Consider the following 17395-nt stretch of genomic DNA (forward strand, 5'->3'; position numbering starts at 1 on the left):
GATCGACATCGTGACCGACACCACCGGCCCCACCGGGCACGACCCGCAGAACCCCGACGGAACGACCCCGCCGCCCGCTCCCGAGCCCGCGCCCGCGACGCCCCCAGTCCCGGCCCCGGACGCGGCTCCGGCCCCCGGCGCCGCAGGTGGTCTCCCGACCGGGAACCCGCCCCAGCAGCCCTCGCCGTCCGGCGACCAGGCGCCGAAGAAGCTCGGAACGGGTGCCATCATCGGCATCGTCGCCGGTGGCGTCGTTCTCCTCCTCGTGCTCGCGGTCGTCGTAGTCACGTTCGCCGTGCGCAGCGCGAACAGCTCCGCGTCTGGCGACGGCGACGGCGCACCTGCGGCCGCGACATCCACCCCCGACGGCGCTGTGCGCGGCTATCTCGAGGCTCTCGCCGCCTCGGACGCCGAGACCGCGCTGTCGTTCGTCGGTGACGCGCCCGCGGCATCCGGTTTCCTCTCCGATGAGGCGCTCGAGGCCTCCAACGCGATCGCACCGATCACCGCCATCGAGGTGACCGAGCCTGCCGAAGCCGACTTCTCGACGACCGTCACGGCGACCTACTCGCTCGGCGATGTGCCCGTGTCGGCCGAGTTCTCGGTCAACGAGTACGACACCGAGGGCTCGTGGCAGATGTCGGCGGCCACCGCCGAGCTCGACTTCGGTTCGCGGTTCGAGGGCCTCGATCTGACCCTCAACGGTGCGCCGCTCGAGTCGACGACCGTCGAGGTCTTCCCCGGCAGCTACGAGCTCGCCACGACGACCCCGAACTTCACGATCGAGGGCGAGACCGTTCTGACGGTGCGCGAACCGTTCGACTACCCGAGCCAGAGCGACATCAACGCGGCCCTGACGGATGAGGGTCTCGCCGTGTTCCGCGCTGCGGTGCGCGACGAGGTGGAGGAGTGCCTCGCCTCCAAGAACTTCGAGGCCGGTTGCGGACTCGACCTCCCCGAGGTTCTCGACGACGGCTCGCGTCTCGTCGAAGGTTCGCTCACGCGCACCCTCCTCGCCGAGACGCAGGCCACGCTCGACAATCTGCAGCCACAGGAGCTCGTCACCGACCCGCTCGTCGTGAGCAGCGAGTTCATCGGCGGCGTCAACGTGGAGGCCGACGTGGCGCAGAACGGTTCGACCGGTCGCGGCGACGTGCTCTTCGCCCCGAGCCTCGCCGCCCCCGTCGTCGACTTCACGTCGGGCACGCCCGTCGTGCGCTGGGACTGACGCTCGAGCTTTCGCGTGAGGTGGCGTCGCCGCGCTAGGCACGCCACCTCACGTCGTCGCGCGCAGGCCCTCCTCGCGCACTCTTTCAGGCTACGGTTGAGCGCCCCCAGTTCAAGGAGATTCGTATGTCTGTCGGTCTGCTCGCTGTCGTCGATGACATCCTCACCGCCGCCCTCAAGGCGAGTGCGAAATCCGCGGGGGTCGTCATCGACGATGCCGCCGTCACGCCGCAGTATGTTCACGGCCTCACGCCGGCTCGGGAGTTGCCGGTCGTCTGGCGCATCGCCCTCGGCAGCATCTTCAACAAGTTCGTCATCATCATCCCGCTCGCCCTGCTCCTGTCGGCGTTCGCCCCCTGGGTGCTGCCGTGGCTGCTCATCATCGGGGGCACCTACCTGTGCTTCGAGGGTGCGGAGAAGGTCACCGAGTGGTTCGGCGTGCATCACGCCGCCAAAGACGACGGGCCGCGCGACGAGAAGAAGCTCGTCGCGGGCGCGGTGCGAACCGACCTCATCCTCAGCGCGGAGATCATGCTCATCTCCCTCGCGAACCTCGACCCCGATTTCGGTCTCTGGCCCACGCTCGGGGCGCTGATCGTCATCGGCTTCGGCATGACCGTCATCGTCTACGGCTCGGTCGCGCTGCTCGTGAAGATCGACGACATCGGGTTGCGTCTCATGAAGAGCCCCAGCCGCCAGGTGCGTCGCTCGGGGGCGCGCATCGTCATGTCGATGCCCGCGGTGTTCCGCTTCATCAGCATCGTCGGAACGGTCGCCATGCTGTGGGTCGGTGGCCACCTCGTGATCGCGAACCTCGCCGAGACGTTCTGGCACGCCCCCTACGATCTGGTGCACGCCGCGACCGAGGCGGTGGCCGCGGCCGGACCCGTGGTCGTGTGGCTCACCGACACCGCCATCTCGGCGGTGTTCGGAATCATCCTCGGGCTGATCGTCGTGGCCGTCGTGACCGCGGTGTCGCGCTTGCGCACGCGTGATCGGTCGAAGGTCGACGCGCACTGACGGTGACCCTCCGCGGTTAGGGTTGCTGCGGTGGATCTGTTATTTACGTCGGCCGGAGCTGTGCTCGTCGTTCTCGGACTTCTGGAGGTGTTCCGCACCCTCCTCCACCCCGAGGGGCGCGGGCGGCTCTCCCGTCGGGTGGCGAGCGGGGTCTGGCGCGTCGTCGTCTCGTTCGGTCGGCCGGCGCGCGCGGTCGCCGGACCGATCGCGATCGTCGCGGTGTTCGTCTTCTGGTCGCTTCTGCAGGTCGTCGGCTGGGCGCTCATCTACCTGCCGCACGTGCCCGAGGGTTTCTCCTACGACCCGGGCCTCGATCCCGCCGCCTATCCGCCGTTCCTCGAGGCGGTCTACTTCTCGTCCGTCGCCCTCGCGACCCTCGGGCTCGGGGATGTCATCGCCGCCGACCCGTGGATCCGCTACTTCGCCCCGGCGCAGGCCATCATCGGGTTCGCGCTCATCACCGCGATCGTGTCGTGGCTCATGCAGCTCTACCCCGCCCTCCTGCAGCGCCGCTCCCTCGCGCTGCAGCTCACCGTGCTCAAGCGCAGCGACCTCGCGGGTGAGCTGAGGCGGATGCATCCGGCCACGGCCTCCTCGAATCTCGACTCGATCACCTCCGCCCTCACCTCCGTGACCATCGACCTCGTGCAGGCCACGGAGAGTTTCTTCTTCTCGGAACGCTCCCCCGCCATGTCGCTGCCCGCACGCCTGCCGTACGTGCGCACGCTCACGGCCGAGGCGAAACGCTCCCGGCACCGCGCCGTGCGGTCGAGTGGCGCCGCCCTCGACCAAGCGGTCGCCGCGTTCGCGGAGGAGCTGGGCGACACCCTCGGGTTCGCGAGCACGCGGACCGACGACATTCTCGACGAGTATTCGAGACGGCACGGCGGCGGGATGTGAGCGCCGACGAGCGTCGCGCCAGCGGCAGCGGCAGCGTCAGCGTCGACGGCAGTGTCGACGGCAATGTCGACGGCAGCATGGACGGCAAGGAGCGCGCTTCCGAGGCTCTCGCTGCGCGCCTCGACAGGCCCATGGGAGTGCTCGGGCTCATCTTCTTGTTCGTCGTGCTGGGTCAGAACCTCGCGCAGGAAGCGTGGCTCGTCACCACGCTGAGCGTGCTCGGGTGGCTGTTCTGGGTGGTGTTCGTGGCGGAGTTTCTGTTGCGGGCCTACGTCGCCGGGTTCAGCGCGACGTTCTGGCGCAAGCACTGGTGGCAAGTGCTGTTTCTGGTGCTGCCGTTTCTTCGCTTCTTCCGGGCGCTCACCGTGTTCCGTTTCGCCCGTGTCGCCCGCGTGGCTCGGCTCGGTGGTGTGCTCTCGGCGGGCGTGCGCGGTTCTCGCTCCGCCGGCCGCCTGCTGTCGAACCGCATCGCGTGGCTCGCTGCGGTCACCGCCGTGGTCATCCTCGGGTCGAGCCAGTTGCTCTACGTCGTCGACGGCACGATCACTTACGGCGATGCCCTGTTCCAGACGGCGATGGCGACCATCACGGGCGCGGGGCTCGAGGGGGACGACACTTTCGTGCGTCTCCTGCAGGTGACTCTCGCGGTCTACTCGGTCGTCGTGTTCGCAACCCTCGCGGGATCGTTCGGGGCGTTCTTCCTACGGCAGCCTGCGGCAGAAGCGACCGCCGTTCCGGGGCCTGAGCCAACGACTACGGCTGCGGCTGCGGCTGCGGCTGCGAAGAGCAGCGATCGGAATCCGCCGACCTAGCCGCGTGCCACGACGCCAGCTACGGCCCGGCCCGACCACCGATCGGATGCACCGCCTCGGTCGCATACGCGCGGCCCATCGGGCTCGTCCACGTCAAACTGCCGGAACCATCACGTGCTTGAGTCACACCCCATCCCGCATCCTTCGTTTTGTGGTGCCCGCGACACAGGTGGGCGAGGTTGTCGTGAACCGTGAGTCCGTCACCGTTCCAGGGGATGGTGTGGTCGATGTCGCAGAATCGGGCTCGCCGCGAGCATCCGATGAACCTACAGGTCTCGTCCCGATAGCGGAGATAGCGTTTCAGCTCGGATGGCACCGTGTAGCGGTCTTTGCCGAACGACAGCACTACCCCGGTCTCAGGGTGGGTGAGTATCCGCGTGAACCCCGTCGCGGATGCCGCGAGTTCCCGCGCGGTCTCGGGGTCAATCGGCGTAACACCCTCGAGCATGCCCGGCGTGGCTGCCTTACCCATCACGGTGAGTGCAGGAACGACGATCGACACCTCGGAGCGGATGCCGCGAAGCACCGTCGGCGACCGAAGCCCCGTCTCGGGATCCCCTGGCGCCAGCAGCGCACCCTCGTCAGTGAGCGCATCGACGAGGACATCGGCCTTCAACTGCGTGAGCGTGCGATCCTCGTCGTCCACCTGCAGCGATCGCCCGGCGGCGGTGATGCGATTGTCGATCGCGAACAGCGCCTCGTTGGGCAGGTGCGCGGAGAGCCATCCCATCCCGTCTCTTCCGGGTTCGATCAAGACCTCGCGGCGCTCGCGAGCCGTCTCGTGCCTCTCCGCGAGGCCAGCGCCGTGGACGAGTTCACGGATCTGCCGGGCTTTCTTCTCGAACAGCCCCGCACGCATCCGCTCCGCCAACGGCAACACCTGCGCCTCGAACTCCGCCCGCTCGGCGGCATCGAGCGTCATCGACTCGTCGGCGATGATGACCGCGTGACGTTCGGAGAACCGTCCGTCGCGGAGTCGCGCCAGCGTGGTCGGCAAGTCATCGACGAGAGCGCGGGCTCTCGCCATGAGAGTTTCGGCGGTGCGCTCGGGCAGCGACAGTGCCGCGGCGACCTCCGCCCGGAGCGCACGGCCGAACATCCCGGACCGGTCGCGCGCCGCCGCGAGGCTCAGCTCGCGGTGCCGACGGAACTCGTCGACCCGCGTGAAGCGGTTCGCGGCCAGCCGGGCCTCGTCGCGGTGCACGAGCTGGAGGTCGTCGAGGAGTGCGTCGCCGCGCTCGATCTCCGCAAGCGCAGGGTCGAGTTCGACGTGCAGCATGTGACTGTCGTCGGAGGGTGAAACCTCCCGCTGAACAGTCAGTTCCTCGAACTTCATGCTCTGAGACAACACCGCACCACCGACATTCGACGTCCCGCTGACGGCACCGCACGTGGCACCGATCCGCCCTCGTTGTACAACCGTTATCAGCCTCGATCTCGCGGTGCGCACCAGCCCCGCTAACCCCATGGCTGAGCTCACAATCGCGCCGAAGAGCCATGATCGACGCGGTCGCACAGATCCGACGACCGCGCCGCATCGACAAAATCCGCCTATTGACGATTTAGTACATCGATGTAGATACTCGTAGTACAACGATGCACACGCGGCCCGACGAGGGGCTCGAGGAGGACGACGATGACCTTTGCACCCACGGCCGATCACGCGGCCCGGCCCGCCGCCGGCACCGGCACCGGCACCAACACCGGCACCAAAACCGACGCCAAAACACCCACGGCGACCGACGGCCCCGTGTCGCCGACCCGTCGCGACTCGACCGTGTTCCGTCCCCTGGGCCACAGCGCGGTGAGTCTCACGAACGGGTTTCTCTCCGACTGGCAGCGCACCAATCGCGTCGGCACCATTCCCCACGCGATCGACCAGCTCGAGGTCTCGCAAGCACTCAACAACATCCGTCGCGTCACCGGCGAGCACGACGGCGAGTTCGTCGGCTTCCAGTTCGCCGACTCCGACGTCTACAAAACCCTCGAGGCGATCGGCTGGGAGGCGGGGCGATCGGATGTGACCGAGCTCATGCCGTTCGTCGAAAGCACGATCGACCTCCTCACCCGCGCACAACAGCCCGACGGCTACCTGAACTCGCACTACCAGGTCGACAAAGCCGACCTCGAGCTCGCCCCCGGCGAGCTGCGCTGGGGCCACGAGCTCTACTGCCTCGGACACCTCCTGCAGGCGGGCGTCGCGTGGGCTCGCACGACGGGCCGTCGTGATCTTCTCGACATCGGGTTGCGCTTCGCCGCCCTCGTCGACGAGCGTTACGGCCCCGAGGGTGAGCGCGGCGTCGACGGGCACGCCGAGATCGAGACGGCTCTCGTCGAGACCTACCGCGTGACCGGAGACGAGCGCTGGCTCACCCTGGCGAGGCGTTTCATCGACCTCCGCGGCCACCAGCTCGTGGGCCCCGACCCGCTGGGGTACCCCTACTTCCAGGAGCACGAGCCGATCCGTTCGGTGACGGAGGCGACCGGCCACGCGGTGCGGCAGCTCTACCTCGCTGCCGGCGCCGCCGACGTCGTCACCGAGACGGGAGACGCCGACCTCGAGGCGGCCCTCGAACGCATCTGGTCGAGCGTGCACGAGCACAAAATGTACATCTCGGGCGGCACGGGCTCCCGCCACCGCGACGAGGCGTTCGGGGACGCCTACGAGCTGCCGCCCGACCGCAGCTACAGCGAGACGTGCGCCGCGATCGCGAACTTCCAGTGGAACTGGCGCATGCTCCTCCTCACCGGTCAGTCCCGGTTCGCCGACGAGATGGAGCGCGGGCTCTTCAACGCGATCGCCGTCTCGACGGCCACCGACGGTTGCTCGTTCACCTACGCCAACCCGTTGCAGTTGCGCACCGCGGCTTCCGGCGGCGGCGAGAACGCGCCGGCACGTCGTCAACCCTGGTTCCGGTGCGCGTGCTGCCCGCCGAACCTGGCGAGGCTCGTGAGTTCGCTGCACGACTACGTGGCGACGACGAGCGAACACGACCTGCAGATCCACCTCTTCACCGCGGGCACGATCGCGCTCGGCGAGGTGGGTGGGGCAGCCACGACCGCGACTGTGAGCACCGACTATCCGTCGCACGGCACCGTGACGATCGACTTCGATGCGCCCTTCGACGGCGGTTCGGTTCTGCTGCGCCAGCCCGGTTGGGCGACCGACACCGCAGGCGACATCACCGTGACCGTCGACGGTCGGGATGTCTCACCGCTCGTTCGCGACGGATACCTCGTGATCGAGGCACGCGACGCCCCCATCTCCTCGATCCGGTTGAGCCTCCCCCTTGAGCCGGTGGTTCGACGACCACACCCGTTCGTCGACGCGTCCCGAGGCACGATCGCCGTCACCCGCGGCCCGATCCTCTTCGCGATCGAACAGGCCGACCTGCCCGAGGGTGTGACGCCCGAGGAGGTCGTGGTCCCCGAGCATCCGACCGTCACCGTGGCCGAGCCCGACCCGGTGCTGGGCACCCGGATCAGCATCGCGAGCGCGCGACAACGCCCCGGCGCGGGGGTTCCGCTCTACAGCACGTCGCTCGACGTCGACAGCCTCGTCGATCCGACAGAGTTCGACCTCATCGCCATCCCCTACCACCGCTGGGGCAACCGCTCCGAGGGCGGCATGCGGGTGTGGCTGCCCACCAGCTGACCGACTCCCCTCTTCCCTGAGAAAGGCACGCAATGACGCGAACCACTATCAAGGCCCTCGCTCTCACGACGATCGCGGCCACCGCATTGACACTGTCGGGGTGTTCTCCGGCGAACTCCTCAGACGGCGACACCGTCACGCTCTGGATCCGTGACTACCAGCGCGAGCTCGTCGAGCCGCTCGCCGAGGCATACAACGCGAACAACGAGACGCAGGTCGAGATCACTCTCGTGCCCACACCCACCTTCGTGCAGAAGCTCGCGACCGCGGTCGCGGGAGGCAATCCGCCAGACATGGCTTCGCTCGACCTCGTCTTCACCCCCTACTTCTCGCAAGCCGGGGCGATGGTCGACATCACCGACCGCGTCGAGGCTCTGCCCTACGCCGACGACCTCAGCCCGGCACACGTCGCGCAAGCGCAGTTCGACGACCGCGTCTACGGCGTGCCGTTCACCGGCGACGCGAGTGTGCTGTTCTACAACAAGACCCTCTTCGCCGAGGCGGGTCTCGATCCCGAAGACCCGCCGTCGACGCACGCCGAGATACTCGAGGCGGCGACGGCGATTCGTGTGCTCGGCGGTTCGAACTACGGCTTCGCCTTCTCGGGAGCGTGCGGAGGCTGCAACATCTTCAGTTTTACTCCGCTCATCTGGGCGAGTGACGGCAGGGTGCTCTCTGACGACGGCCGCGATGCCGAACTCGACTCGCCGGAGGTCACCGATGCCCTCGAGCTCTACCGCGACCTGTGGGAGGCCGACACGATGCCGTCGCTCGTGCGCACCGACAACGGCCCGAACGCGGCGACGGCCTTTCTCGAAGGAGTGGTCGGCATGCGTGGGGATGGCACGTCGTTCCTCGGCACACTGGCCGCCGAAGACCAGATCGACTTCGGCGTCGCGCCCCTGCCGGGCAAAGACGGCGGGTCGGCCTCGTTCGCCGGCGGAGACAACCTGTCGATCATGGCCGGGTCGGAGAACCCCGACGGCGCGTGGGACTTCTTGCAGTGGGCCACCGATGTCGAGGCGCAGACGATCCTCGCCGACCAGTCGGTGCTTCCCATCCGACTCGACCTTCTCGACTCGATCTACATCCCGGGCGACCCGCGACGACAGGTGTTCGCCGACGCTCTCGCGGTCGGTCAGGTTCCGTACAGCCCGGTCGAGAACGAGATATTCAACGACAACAACGGCGTCTGGGCGACCATGATCTCGCGCGCGGTGTTCGACGGCGACATCGATGCCGCGCAGCGCGAGGCGCAGGTGTCGGCCCAATCGATACTCGACGAGGTCGTGTACGACGACGAGGAGCTGAACCGATGACCGCCCCCGTGATCACCAGGGCCACCACCTCCCTGCACAACCCGACCGGTCGGGTGCGGCGCCGCGCCGGCTCGGTCCAGCGCAACCGCCGCATCACCGGCGTTCTCCTCGTGCTGCCGGCGCTGCTGTTGCTCGCGACCTTCTTCATCTACCCGCTCATCCGCACGGTCGTCATATCGACGTTCACGTGGCCGTTGCTCGGCAACCGGGCCTTCATCGGTCTCGACAACTACGTCACCGCCTTCGGTGACTCCGCGTTCCTCGGCGCCGTCGGGTTCACGCTCGTCTACACGCTCATCCTCACCCCCGTTCTGCTGATCGTCGGGCTGGCCCTCGCCTCCCTCGTTCAGCGGCGAACCCGGGCAGCTCGCATCTTCCAGACGATCTACTTCCTGCCGGTCGTCATCGGGCTCGCGAGTGCGAGCTACCTGTTCCTGTTCATGTGGCAGCCCGTCATCGGGCCGACCACGAACCTGCTCGCGAGCATCGGCGTGCTCGACGTCACCACGAACCTGTTCGGCGAGACCTCGGGTGCGTTCCTGGTGATCTTGCTCATGGTGACGTGGAAGACGGCTGGCCTGCAGATGCTCCTCCTGCTGTCGGGATTCCAGTCGATCCCCGGCGAAGTCAACGAGGCCGCCGCCGTCGACGGCGCCACAGGGTGGCAGCGTTTCGTGCACATCACCCTGCCGCTGCTGCGCCCCACGCTCGCCCTCGTGCTCGTGTTCTCGGTCGCGGGGTCGCTGCTCGCGTTCGACCAGTTCTACATCCTCACGGCCGGCGGGCCCGACAACAGCACGATCACGGCGGTCTACCAGATCTTCCGCTCGTCGTTCATTCAGCTCGACCTCGGTTACGGCGCCGCGCTGTCCCTCCTCCTCATGCTCATCCTCGGCCTAGTGAGCGCCGCGCAACTGTTGCTGCTCAGAAACTCGGATCACTCATGACCACTGCTACCGCTCCGTCCACAACCGCCACTGTCGGCACCCCACCCGCTGCACCCGCGACGCGACGTCGACAGGGTCGCATCGCCGAAGTGCGCAGCTCGATGCCTCGCGCCGCGTGGGCGATCATCTGCACCGCTCTCGCCGTGCTCGTGCTCTACCCTCTCGCGGTGCTCGTCGTCACGGCGCTCACGGGGCCTGACGGCAGTCTGAGCCTGTCGAACTTCGCCGGGCTCGCATCGCCCACAGCGGGCATCAGTTTGCTGACAGGCCTCGGCAACAGCATCTTCGTCTCGCTCACCGTGACTGCCGTCACCGTTTTCGTGTCGACGCTCGCGGGCTACGCGTTCGCGCGCCTCCCGTTTCCGGGGAGCAACATCGTGTTCTTCGTGGTGCTCGTGACCTTCATGATCCCGTTCCAGGCGATCATCACACCGCTGTTCCTGACACTCATCCAGGTCGGGCTCCACGACAGCCTTTTCGGCCTCGCGCTCGTGCTCGCGACATTCAACCTGCCCTTCGGCATATTCCTCATGCGCAACTCCTTCGCCGCGATCCCGCTCACCCTCGAAGATGCCGCACTGCTCGACGGCAACACCCCCCTCCAGGCCGCGCGCCGCATCATGCTGCCACTCGCGGTGCCCGGGCTCGTGTCGACCGCACTTCTCACCTTCTTCGCGGCGTGGAACGACTTCTTCGCCACCCTCATCCTCATCAACGATCAGTCGAAGTACACCTTGCCCGTGAGCTTGAGCATCCTGTCGGCGGGGCAGAACAATGCCGTCGACTGGGGGCTCATGCAAGCCGGTGTCGCCGTCACCGTCGTGCCGTGCATCGTCATCTACCTCCTGCTGCAGAAGTACTACGTCGCGGGCCTCATCAGTGGAGCGGTCAAATGACCCCAGCATCCACAGAATCACCCGACCCGTGCGCGCGCCCGTGTCGTGGAACACCGAGCGCCTCGCGAAGGGCTGATTCGAGCTAGGCGGCCCGAGGCGGCGGCTCCGGAGCTCCCGGTGCTGTGTCACAGTGGCTGGTGTGACACGAAAGACGCCATGGCCGCGACGATGACCGATGTGGCCGCGCGTGCTGGCGTGTCGGTGAAGACGGTGTCGAACTTCTTCAACGGCTACCAGTACATGCGGCCAGACACCCGTGCGCGCATCGAGGCCGCAGTGGCCGAGCTCGACTACCGCATCAACCGGTCGGCGCGGGCGTTGCGCTCCGGTCGAACGCGGATGATCGCGCTCGTGCTGCCCGAGCTCGACCACTCGTATTTCGCCCAGCTCGCTCAAGAGATCATCGATGCCGCAGACGAGCGCGGCCTTACCGTGATCGTCGAAACCACCCGGGGTCGCCGCGACCGTGAGCTCGCCGCGGTCACCGGCATCGCGGGTCAAGTGGTCGACGGAGCCATCTACGGCCCGGTGGCGCTCGGGCCCCACGACGCTCGACACATCGACGAGGCTTTTCCGCTCGTCGTCATCGGCGAACGCCTCGTCGAGGGTCTCGGCGACCACGTGCTCATCGCCGACCTCGAGGTCGCGCGAACCGCCGTGACGCACCTCACTGCGCTGGGGCGCAAACGCGTCGTTCTGCTCGGCGTCAACGACTCGCCGCTACCGCGAGGGTCGGCCTTGAGACGGCTCGGGGCTGAGCAGGCTCTCACCGAGGCGGGCCTCGCCGTCGACCCCGAGCTCGCGCTGCCCGTCACCGAGTGGCACCGGCAGGAGGGCGCCGAGGCGATCTCCGGCCTGCTCGACCGCGGTGTCGCCTTCGACGCGGTGTTCGGGTTCAACGACGCGCTGGCCCTCGGCGCCCAGTGGGAGCTGCAGCGACGCGGACTCACCGTGCCCGACGACGTGGCCGTGATCGGCGTCGACGACACCGAAGACGGCCGCTTCGCCCAGCCGCCACTCACCACGGTCTCCGCCGGACGCCAGTCGATCGCGCATCTGACAGTCGAGTTGCTCGTGCGCCGCATCGAGCACGGGCGCCCCGCGGCCGGCTTCTCCACCCACCTCATGCCGCACGAGCTCGTGGTGCGCGGGTCGACCGTGACGCTGTCCTCCGCACCGAACACCCCGGCACACTAAACATCCCGGCAACACAACGCTGGCATGATCTGGTCATGGACCTCGATCTCACAGGCAAAACAGCTCTCGTCACCGGCGGAACGAAGGGCATCGGGCGCGCGATCGTCGATGCCTTCGTGGCGGAGGGCGCCAATGTGGCGTTCTGCGCGCGCGACACAGACGAGGTCGCGGCCGTGCAGGCTCTCTACGCCGATGCCGCACCGACGGTGGTCGGCTCGGTGCTCAACGTGCGCGACGCCGAAGCCCTCACCGCGTGGGTCGACGACACCGCCGTGAGCCTCGGCGGTATCGACATGGTCGTGGCCAACGTGAGCGCCCTCGCGATTCCCGACACCACCGAGAACTGGGTCGAATCGTTCGAGGTCGACCTCATGGGCACCGTCAACCTCGTGAAGGCGTCGCTGCCCTACCTCGAGAACAGCCTGGCGCCGTCGATCGTCGCGATCTCGAGTGTCTCCGGTCGCGAAGCCGATTTCGCGTCGGGACCCTACGGCACCACCAAGTCGGCGATCATCGGCTACATCTCCGGTCTCGCCCTCCAGCTCGCGGAGAAGGGCGTGCGCGCCAACGTCGTCTCGCCCGGAAACACCTACGAGCCTGGCGGCGTGTGGGCGGGCATCGAGACCGGCGACCCCGCTCTCTACTCGATGGCGATGGGCCTCAACCCGACCGGACGCATGGGAACCCCGCGCGAGGTCGCCGACAGTGTGGTCTTCCTCTCCAGCCCACGATCGAGTCGCACGAGCGGAACCAACCTCGTGGTCGACGGTGCCCTCACCCGGGGCATGCAGTTCTGATGGAGCTCATCGAGTTCACCCCCGAGCGGTCGCAATACGTCTACACGTTCGGCGGCGCCGAGCCGGTGATGCGGGTTCAGCCCGGCACCGCGCTCGGCCTCTGGTCTGAGGATGCCTACAACCACGCGCTCCGCTCCGTCGACGACCTTCCGAGCGCGAACCTCGACGTGCGCTACCTCAACCCTCAGACGGGGCCCTTCTACATCGTCGGCGCCGAACCGGGTGACACCCTCGCGGTGCACATCGTGAGCCTCACACCGGCACGAAGCTGGGGTGCATCCGCGACCATCCCGTTCTTCGGTGGCATGACGAGCACCGATCGCACCGCCTTTCTGCAGCCCGCGCTACCCGAAGCCACCTGGATCTATGAGGTCGACACGGATGCCGGCACCGTCGGGTTCCAGTCACGCTTCGGTGATTTCGAGGTCGCGCTCCCTCTCGCACCCATGCTCGGCACGGTCGGCGTCGCCCCCGCGGGCAGCGAGGTGCGGTCCTCGCTCGTGCCCGAGCGCTTCGGCGGCAACATGGACACCCCCGAGATGAGGGCGGGCACGACCGCCTACCTCGGCGTCAACGTCGAGGGGGCGTTGCTGTCGATCGGCGACGGCCACTACCGGCAGGGCGAGGGTGAGGCGTGCGGCACCGCGGTCGAGGGCGCAATGGATTCGGTCATCATCGTTGAGCTCATCAAGGGCGGCGGGCCGCTGTGGCCACGGCTCGAGACCGACGAGCACTGGATGGTCGTCGGCTCGTCACGCCCGATGGAGGACTCTTGGCGCATCGCCCAGCTGGAGATGATCCGTTGGATGTCGGAGATGTTCGACCTCCACGAGATGGACGCCTACCAGCTGCTCAGCCAGATCACCGAGGCGCCGATCGCCAACGTCGTCGACACCAACTACAGCGTGGTCGTGAAGGTGCCGAAGGTGTTCTTCGCCCGCACGGAGGCGTTCGAGGGAATGCACCGCGAGTTGCGGGGGCGGGCTCGGCGCATCTAGCTGCGGAGCTGGGCAGCGGTAGCAGGGCCGGCACCGGCACCGGCCCTGACAGCCGCACGCGCCGCGTCGATCATCCCGCCCGCAGCCTCCCGGTCGACCCGCACGATCGCCATCGCCGCGAACACGAGCCCGGTGCACGTCGTCACCCGCAGTTCGCGTTCCGCCGCCTCGAGTTCCGGGCGCGCCGCAGCGACCCCGGCATCGACCGCCGCCCGCAGGTCGGCGAGATAGCGCGAGATCACTGCTTGTAGGCCGGCCTCGTGACCGAGGGCCGACCCTGTGGCGTTGAGCAGCAGACATCCGTTCTGCGAGAGGGCGGTGGGCTCGTCGACCAGCGCTCGGCGGAGACCCTGAAGGTAGGTGTCGAGAGCGGATGGCGCGACCTCGGCCAGCAGGAGGGGGGCGAGCCGCGGGCGGATCATGTCGTCGAGATAGGACTCGACCGCGGCGTCGAAGAGCCCGCGCTTGCTGTCGAAGTGGTGGTAGATGCTCGAGCGGTTGAGGCCCGTGGCGGCCTCGAGGTCGGGCACCGCGGTGGCCTCGTAGCCGAGCTCCCAGAACACCTGCCGCGCCGAGCGCACGACCTCGGTCTCGTCGAACAGTCGCGATCGACCCATGCCGTGCCCGCCTTCATCCGTTTGTGAACTGACCGTTTCAGTATATAGTGAAACGATCAGTTCAGAATGAGGAGGATGGCATGGTCATCGTGTCGCTCGTGCTCGCCGGTCTCGCCGCCGCCCTGCACGTCTACATCTTCTGGATGGAGTCGCTCGCGTGGTCGGGCCGCGCCGCGAGAAAGACCTTCGGGCCCGCGACCGCGGCCGAAATCGAGACGACCAGGGCACTCGCCTTCAATCAGGGCTTCTACAACCTCTTTCTCGCGGTCGTCACCGCGATCGGCATCGTCGTCACTGCGGTGAGCGGGTCTCCCGTCGGCCCCGCCCTCGTGCTCGTCGGCACCGGGTCGATGCTCGCCGCCGCGACCGTGCTGTTCGTCTTCTTCGCCGACAAGCGGTCTGCGGCGATTCGCCAGGGGCTGTTTCCGCTGCTCGCGGTCACCGCGACGATCATCGCGGTAGCCCTCGACCAGCTCGCGCTCTGATCGCCACTCCCTCGAAGCCCACTCTGAAATTCCACCCCCGAAACGAAAGCCGGTAACCCCATGCGCGCTGTCATCCACCACCAGTTCGGTGAGCCCGAAGACGTTCTGACCGTCGAAACGGTCGACACCCCGGAGCCCGGGGAGGGCGAAGTGCGCGTGCGCACCGTGCTGAGCCCCATCCACAACCACGACCTGTGGACGATCCGCGGCACCTACGGTTTCAAGCCGGAGCTCCCCGCGCGGGCGGGCACCGAAGCGGTCGGCGTCGTCGACGCTCTCGGCGACGGGGTCACCTCGCTCCAGGTCGGCCAGCGTGTCGCCACCGGTGGCACGTTCGGTGTCTGGGCGGAGTTCTTCACCGCGAAAGCCGCGACCCTCATCCCCGTGCCCGACGGCATCACCGACGAGGTCGCCTCCCAGCTCGTGTCGATGCCGTTCAGCGCCCTCAGCCTGCTCGACACCATCGACCTCGCTCCCGGCGACTGGCTCGTGCAGAACGCCGCCAACGGTGCGGTCGGCCGTCTCGTGGCGCAGCTCGCCGCCGCGCGCGGCCTCAACGTCGTCGGGCTCGTGCGCCGCGAGGCGGGCGTCGCCGAGCTGAGTGTGCAAGGCATCGGCAACATCGTCGCCACGGATCAAGACGGATGGCGCGACCGCGTGGCCGACATCACCGCGGGCGCCCCGATCACGACCGCCGTCGACTCGGTCGGGGGCGAAGCATCCGGTGACATCGCCTCACTGCTCGCGAACAACGGCACCCTCGTGGTGTTCGGCGCCATGGACTCCCCCACGATGCGGATCTCGTCGGGCACGGTCATCTTCAACAACGTGACCGTCACCGGTTTCTGGGGCAGCACGGTCATGGGATCGATGAGCGCTGACAAGCGCGCCGCCCTCCTCGGCGAGCTCGTGACCCGCGTGAGCGAAGGCTCCCTCACCCTTCCCGTCGAAGCCACCTACAGCTTCGACGAATCTCGAGCAGCGAGTGCCGCGAACTTCGCCCCCGGGCGTGCGGGCAAGGTGCTGCTGCGCCCCTGAGCAGAGGCGGTTCGCGGGCGGGCGGCCGCGCGAGGTGCGGCTGCTCCCTTGAACTGAAGCGGTTCGCGGAGGGAGGGGGTGACGGCGCGAGGTCGCTTCCCGGTGGGGATGTGACGCGGCGACTGAAGGCGGGTTGTCGAAGGTCGTCATTCGCACGCCGCAGCTTCGGCCGGAGCGCAGAGACTGATGTCTAGAGAGTCGCCAGTTGCGGCGAGGCCCTGCCGCCCATCGGATGCACCGCTTCGGTCGCATAGCTCCGGCCCATCGGGCTCGTCCACGTGAGAGTGCCCGACCCGTCCCGCGCTTGAGTGACACCCCACCCGGCATCCTTCGTCTTATGGTGTCCGCGGCAGAGGTGGGCGAGGTTGTCGTGAACCGTCTGACCGTCACCGTTCCACGGGATCGTGTGATCGATGTCGCAGAATCGGGCTCGCCGCGAACATCCGATGAACCGACAGGTCTCGTCCCGATAGCGCAGATAGCGTCTCAGTTCGGATGGCACCGCGTAACGGTCTTTGCCGAACGACAGCATCGCCCCGGTCTCAGGGTGCGTGAGTATCCGCGTGAACCCCGTCGCCGTCGCCGCGAGTTCGCGCGCTGTCACCGGGTCGATCGGCGTGACGCCCTCGAGCATCCCCGGGGTGGCTGCCTTGCCCATCACAGTGAGTGCAGGAACCACGACCGACACCTCCGAGCGGATGCCGCGAAGCACCGTCGGCGACCGCAGCCCCGTCTCGCCATCCCCTGCCGGCAGTAGTGCTCCCTCGTCGGTGAGCGCGTCGATGAGAACGTCGGCCTTCAACTGCGTGAGCGTGCGATCTTCGCCGCCGACCTGCAACGAGCGGCCGGCGGCGGTGATGCGGTTGTCGATCGCGAACAGCGCCTCGTTGGGCAGATACGCCGAAAGCCACCCCATCCCGTCTCTGCCGGGTTCGATGATCACCTCTCGCCGCTCGCGGGCGCTCTCGTGTCGTTCGGCGAGGTCGGCACCGTGCACGAGCTCGCGAATCTGCCTCGCTTTCTTCTCGAACAGCCCCGAACGCATCCGCTCTGCCAACGGCAACACCTGCGCTTCGAACTCCGCCCGCTCCGCGGCATCGAGGGTCATCGACTCGTCGGCGATGATGACCGCGTGCCGTTCGGAGAACCGTCCCTCGCGCAGCCGCGCAAGCGTCGTCGGGAGATCATCGACGAGAGCGCGGGCTCTGGCCATGAGGGTTTCGGCGGTGCGCTCGGGCAGCGACAGCGCTGCGGCGATTTCTGCCCGGAGTGCTCGGCCGAACATCCCGGATCGATCCCGCGCCGCGGCACGAGATAGTTCGCGGTGCCGACGGAATTCGTCGACCCGCACGAAACGGTTCGCGGCGAGCCTCGCTTCGTCGCGTTGCACGAGTTGAAGGTCATCCAGGAGCGCGTCGCCGCGCTCGATCTCGGCCATGGCAGGGTCGAGCTCGACGTGCAGCAGGTGACTGTCGCCGGATAGCGAA

Annotated in this window: 16 protein-coding genes; 13 read left to right on the forward strand and 3 right to left on the reverse strand. The window is 67.8% G+C overall.

Going from position 1 to position 17395, the window contains the following annotated elements:
* The first annotated feature begins 10 nt into the window (after positions 1-10).
* The 4 genes from ACLHG5_RS08190 (at position 11) to ACLHG5_RS08205 (ending at position 3959) form a co-directional block, all read left to right on the forward strand.
* A complete protein-coding gene (locus ACLHG5_RS08190) occupies positions 11-1228 on the forward strand; it encodes a hypothetical protein (protein ID WP_411318380.1) in 1218 nt (405 codons plus the stop codon).
* A gap of 125 nt (positions 1229-1353) precedes the next feature.
* A complete protein-coding gene (locus tag ACLHG5_RS08195; protein WP_411318381.1) occupies positions 1354-2247 on the forward strand; it encodes a DUF808 domain-containing protein in 894 nt (297 codons plus the stop codon).
* A 30-nt stretch (positions 2248-2277) separates the two neighbouring features.
* Positions 2278-3147, forward strand: coding sequence for a potassium channel family protein (locus ACLHG5_RS08200; RefSeq protein WP_411318382.1), 870 nt, complete (start codon positions 2278-2280; stop codon positions 3145-3147).
* On the forward strand, positions 3144-3959 hold the full coding sequence (locus ACLHG5_RS08205) for a hypothetical protein (RefSeq protein WP_411318383.1): 816 nt from the start codon (positions 3144-3146) through the stop codon (positions 3957-3959). Before ACLHG5_RS08200 ends, ACLHG5_RS08205 begins: the two co-directional genes overlap by 4 nt.
* A gap of 19 nt (positions 3960-3978) precedes the next feature.
* Here the strand turns inward: ACLHG5_RS08205 and ACLHG5_RS08210 are convergent, their stop codons facing one another.
* Positions 3979-5295 carry a DUF222 domain-containing protein gene (locus ACLHG5_RS08210; protein ID WP_411318384.1) on the reverse strand — a complete coding sequence of 439 codons (1317 nt, stop codon included), beginning with the start codon at positions 5293-5295 and terminating at the stop codon, positions 3979-3981.
* A 300-nt stretch (positions 5296-5595) separates the two neighbouring features.
* Here ACLHG5_RS08210 and ACLHG5_RS08215 point away from each other — a divergent pair, with 300 nt between their 5' ends.
* The 7 genes from ACLHG5_RS08215 (at position 5596) to ACLHG5_RS08245 (ending at position 13768) form a co-directional block, all read left to right on the forward strand.
* On the forward strand, positions 5596-7614 hold the full coding sequence (locus ACLHG5_RS08215) for a glycoside hydrolase family 127 protein (protein WP_411318385.1): 2019 nt from the start codon (positions 5596-5598) through the stop codon (positions 7612-7614).
* A 32-nt stretch (positions 7615-7646) separates the two neighbouring features.
* A complete protein-coding gene (locus ACLHG5_RS08220; protein WP_411318386.1) occupies positions 7647-8933 on the forward strand; it encodes an ABC transporter substrate-binding protein in 1287 nt (428 codons plus the stop codon).
* Positions 8930-9880 (forward strand): carbohydrate ABC transporter permease, encoded by a 951-nt coding sequence (locus tag ACLHG5_RS08225; protein ID WP_411317481.1) that lies wholly within the window; start codon positions 8930-8932, stop codon positions 9878-9880. Before ACLHG5_RS08220 ends, ACLHG5_RS08225 begins: the two co-directional genes overlap by 4 nt.
* Positions 9877-10776, forward strand: coding sequence for a carbohydrate ABC transporter permease (locus tag ACLHG5_RS08230; RefSeq protein ID WP_411317480.1), 900 nt, complete (start codon positions 9877-9879; stop codon positions 10774-10776). The genes ACLHG5_RS08225 and ACLHG5_RS08230 overlap by 4 nt, the downstream gene beginning before the upstream one ends.
* Positions 10777-10932: 156 nt before the next feature.
* On the forward strand, positions 10933-11973 hold the full coding sequence (locus tag ACLHG5_RS08235; RefSeq protein ID WP_411318387.1) for a LacI family DNA-binding transcriptional regulator: 1041 nt from the start codon (positions 10933-10935) through the stop codon (positions 11971-11973).
* 35 nt (positions 11974-12008) lie between these two features.
* A complete protein-coding gene (locus tag ACLHG5_RS08240) occupies positions 12009-12770 on the forward strand; it encodes an SDR family NAD(P)-dependent oxidoreductase (RefSeq protein WP_411318388.1) in 762 nt (253 codons plus the stop codon).
* Positions 12770-13768 carry an acetamidase/formamidase family protein gene (locus ACLHG5_RS08245; RefSeq protein ID WP_411317477.1) on the forward strand — a complete coding sequence of 333 codons (999 nt, stop codon included), beginning with the start codon at positions 12770-12772 and terminating at the stop codon, positions 13766-13768. Before ACLHG5_RS08240 ends, ACLHG5_RS08245 begins: the two co-directional genes overlap by 1 nt.
* On the opposite strand, the gene ACLHG5_RS08250 is transcribed toward ACLHG5_RS08245, so the two are convergent.
* Positions 13765-14385, reverse strand: coding sequence for a TetR/AcrR family transcriptional regulator (locus ACLHG5_RS08250; RefSeq protein ID WP_411318389.1), 621 nt, complete (start codon positions 14383-14385; stop codon positions 13765-13767). The two genes, ACLHG5_RS08245 and ACLHG5_RS08250, sit on opposite strands and share 4 nt — an antisense overlap.
* A gap of 80 nt (positions 14386-14465) precedes the next feature.
* On the opposite strand from ACLHG5_RS08250, the gene ACLHG5_RS08255 reads away from it, so the two are divergent.
* Both ACLHG5_RS08255 and ACLHG5_RS08260 read left to right on the forward strand, forming a co-directional pair.
* Positions 14466-14870: a DUF1304 domain-containing protein gene (locus ACLHG5_RS08255; RefSeq protein ID WP_411317475.1), complete on the forward strand. Its 405-nt coding sequence runs from the start codon at positions 14466-14468 to the stop codon at positions 14868-14870.
* A gap of 60 nt (positions 14871-14930) precedes the next feature.
* Complete coding sequence (locus ACLHG5_RS08260; RefSeq protein WP_411318390.1) at positions 14931-15908, forward strand: zinc-binding dehydrogenase; 978 nt, start codon at positions 14931-14933, stop codon at positions 15906-15908.
* A 190-nt stretch (positions 15909-16098) separates the two neighbouring features.
* Here ACLHG5_RS08260 and ACLHG5_RS08265 read toward each other — a convergent pair.
* Positions 16099-17395, reverse strand: a 1297-nt coding sequence (locus ACLHG5_RS08265) for a DUF222 domain-containing protein (protein WP_411318391.1), incomplete at its 5' end; no start/stop codon positions are given.

It is taken from the genome of Marisediminicola sp. LYQ85, from assembly GCF_046600695.1.
Taxonomy (GTDB): Bacteria; Actinomycetota; Actinomycetes; order Actinomycetales; family Microbacteriaceae; genus Marisediminicola.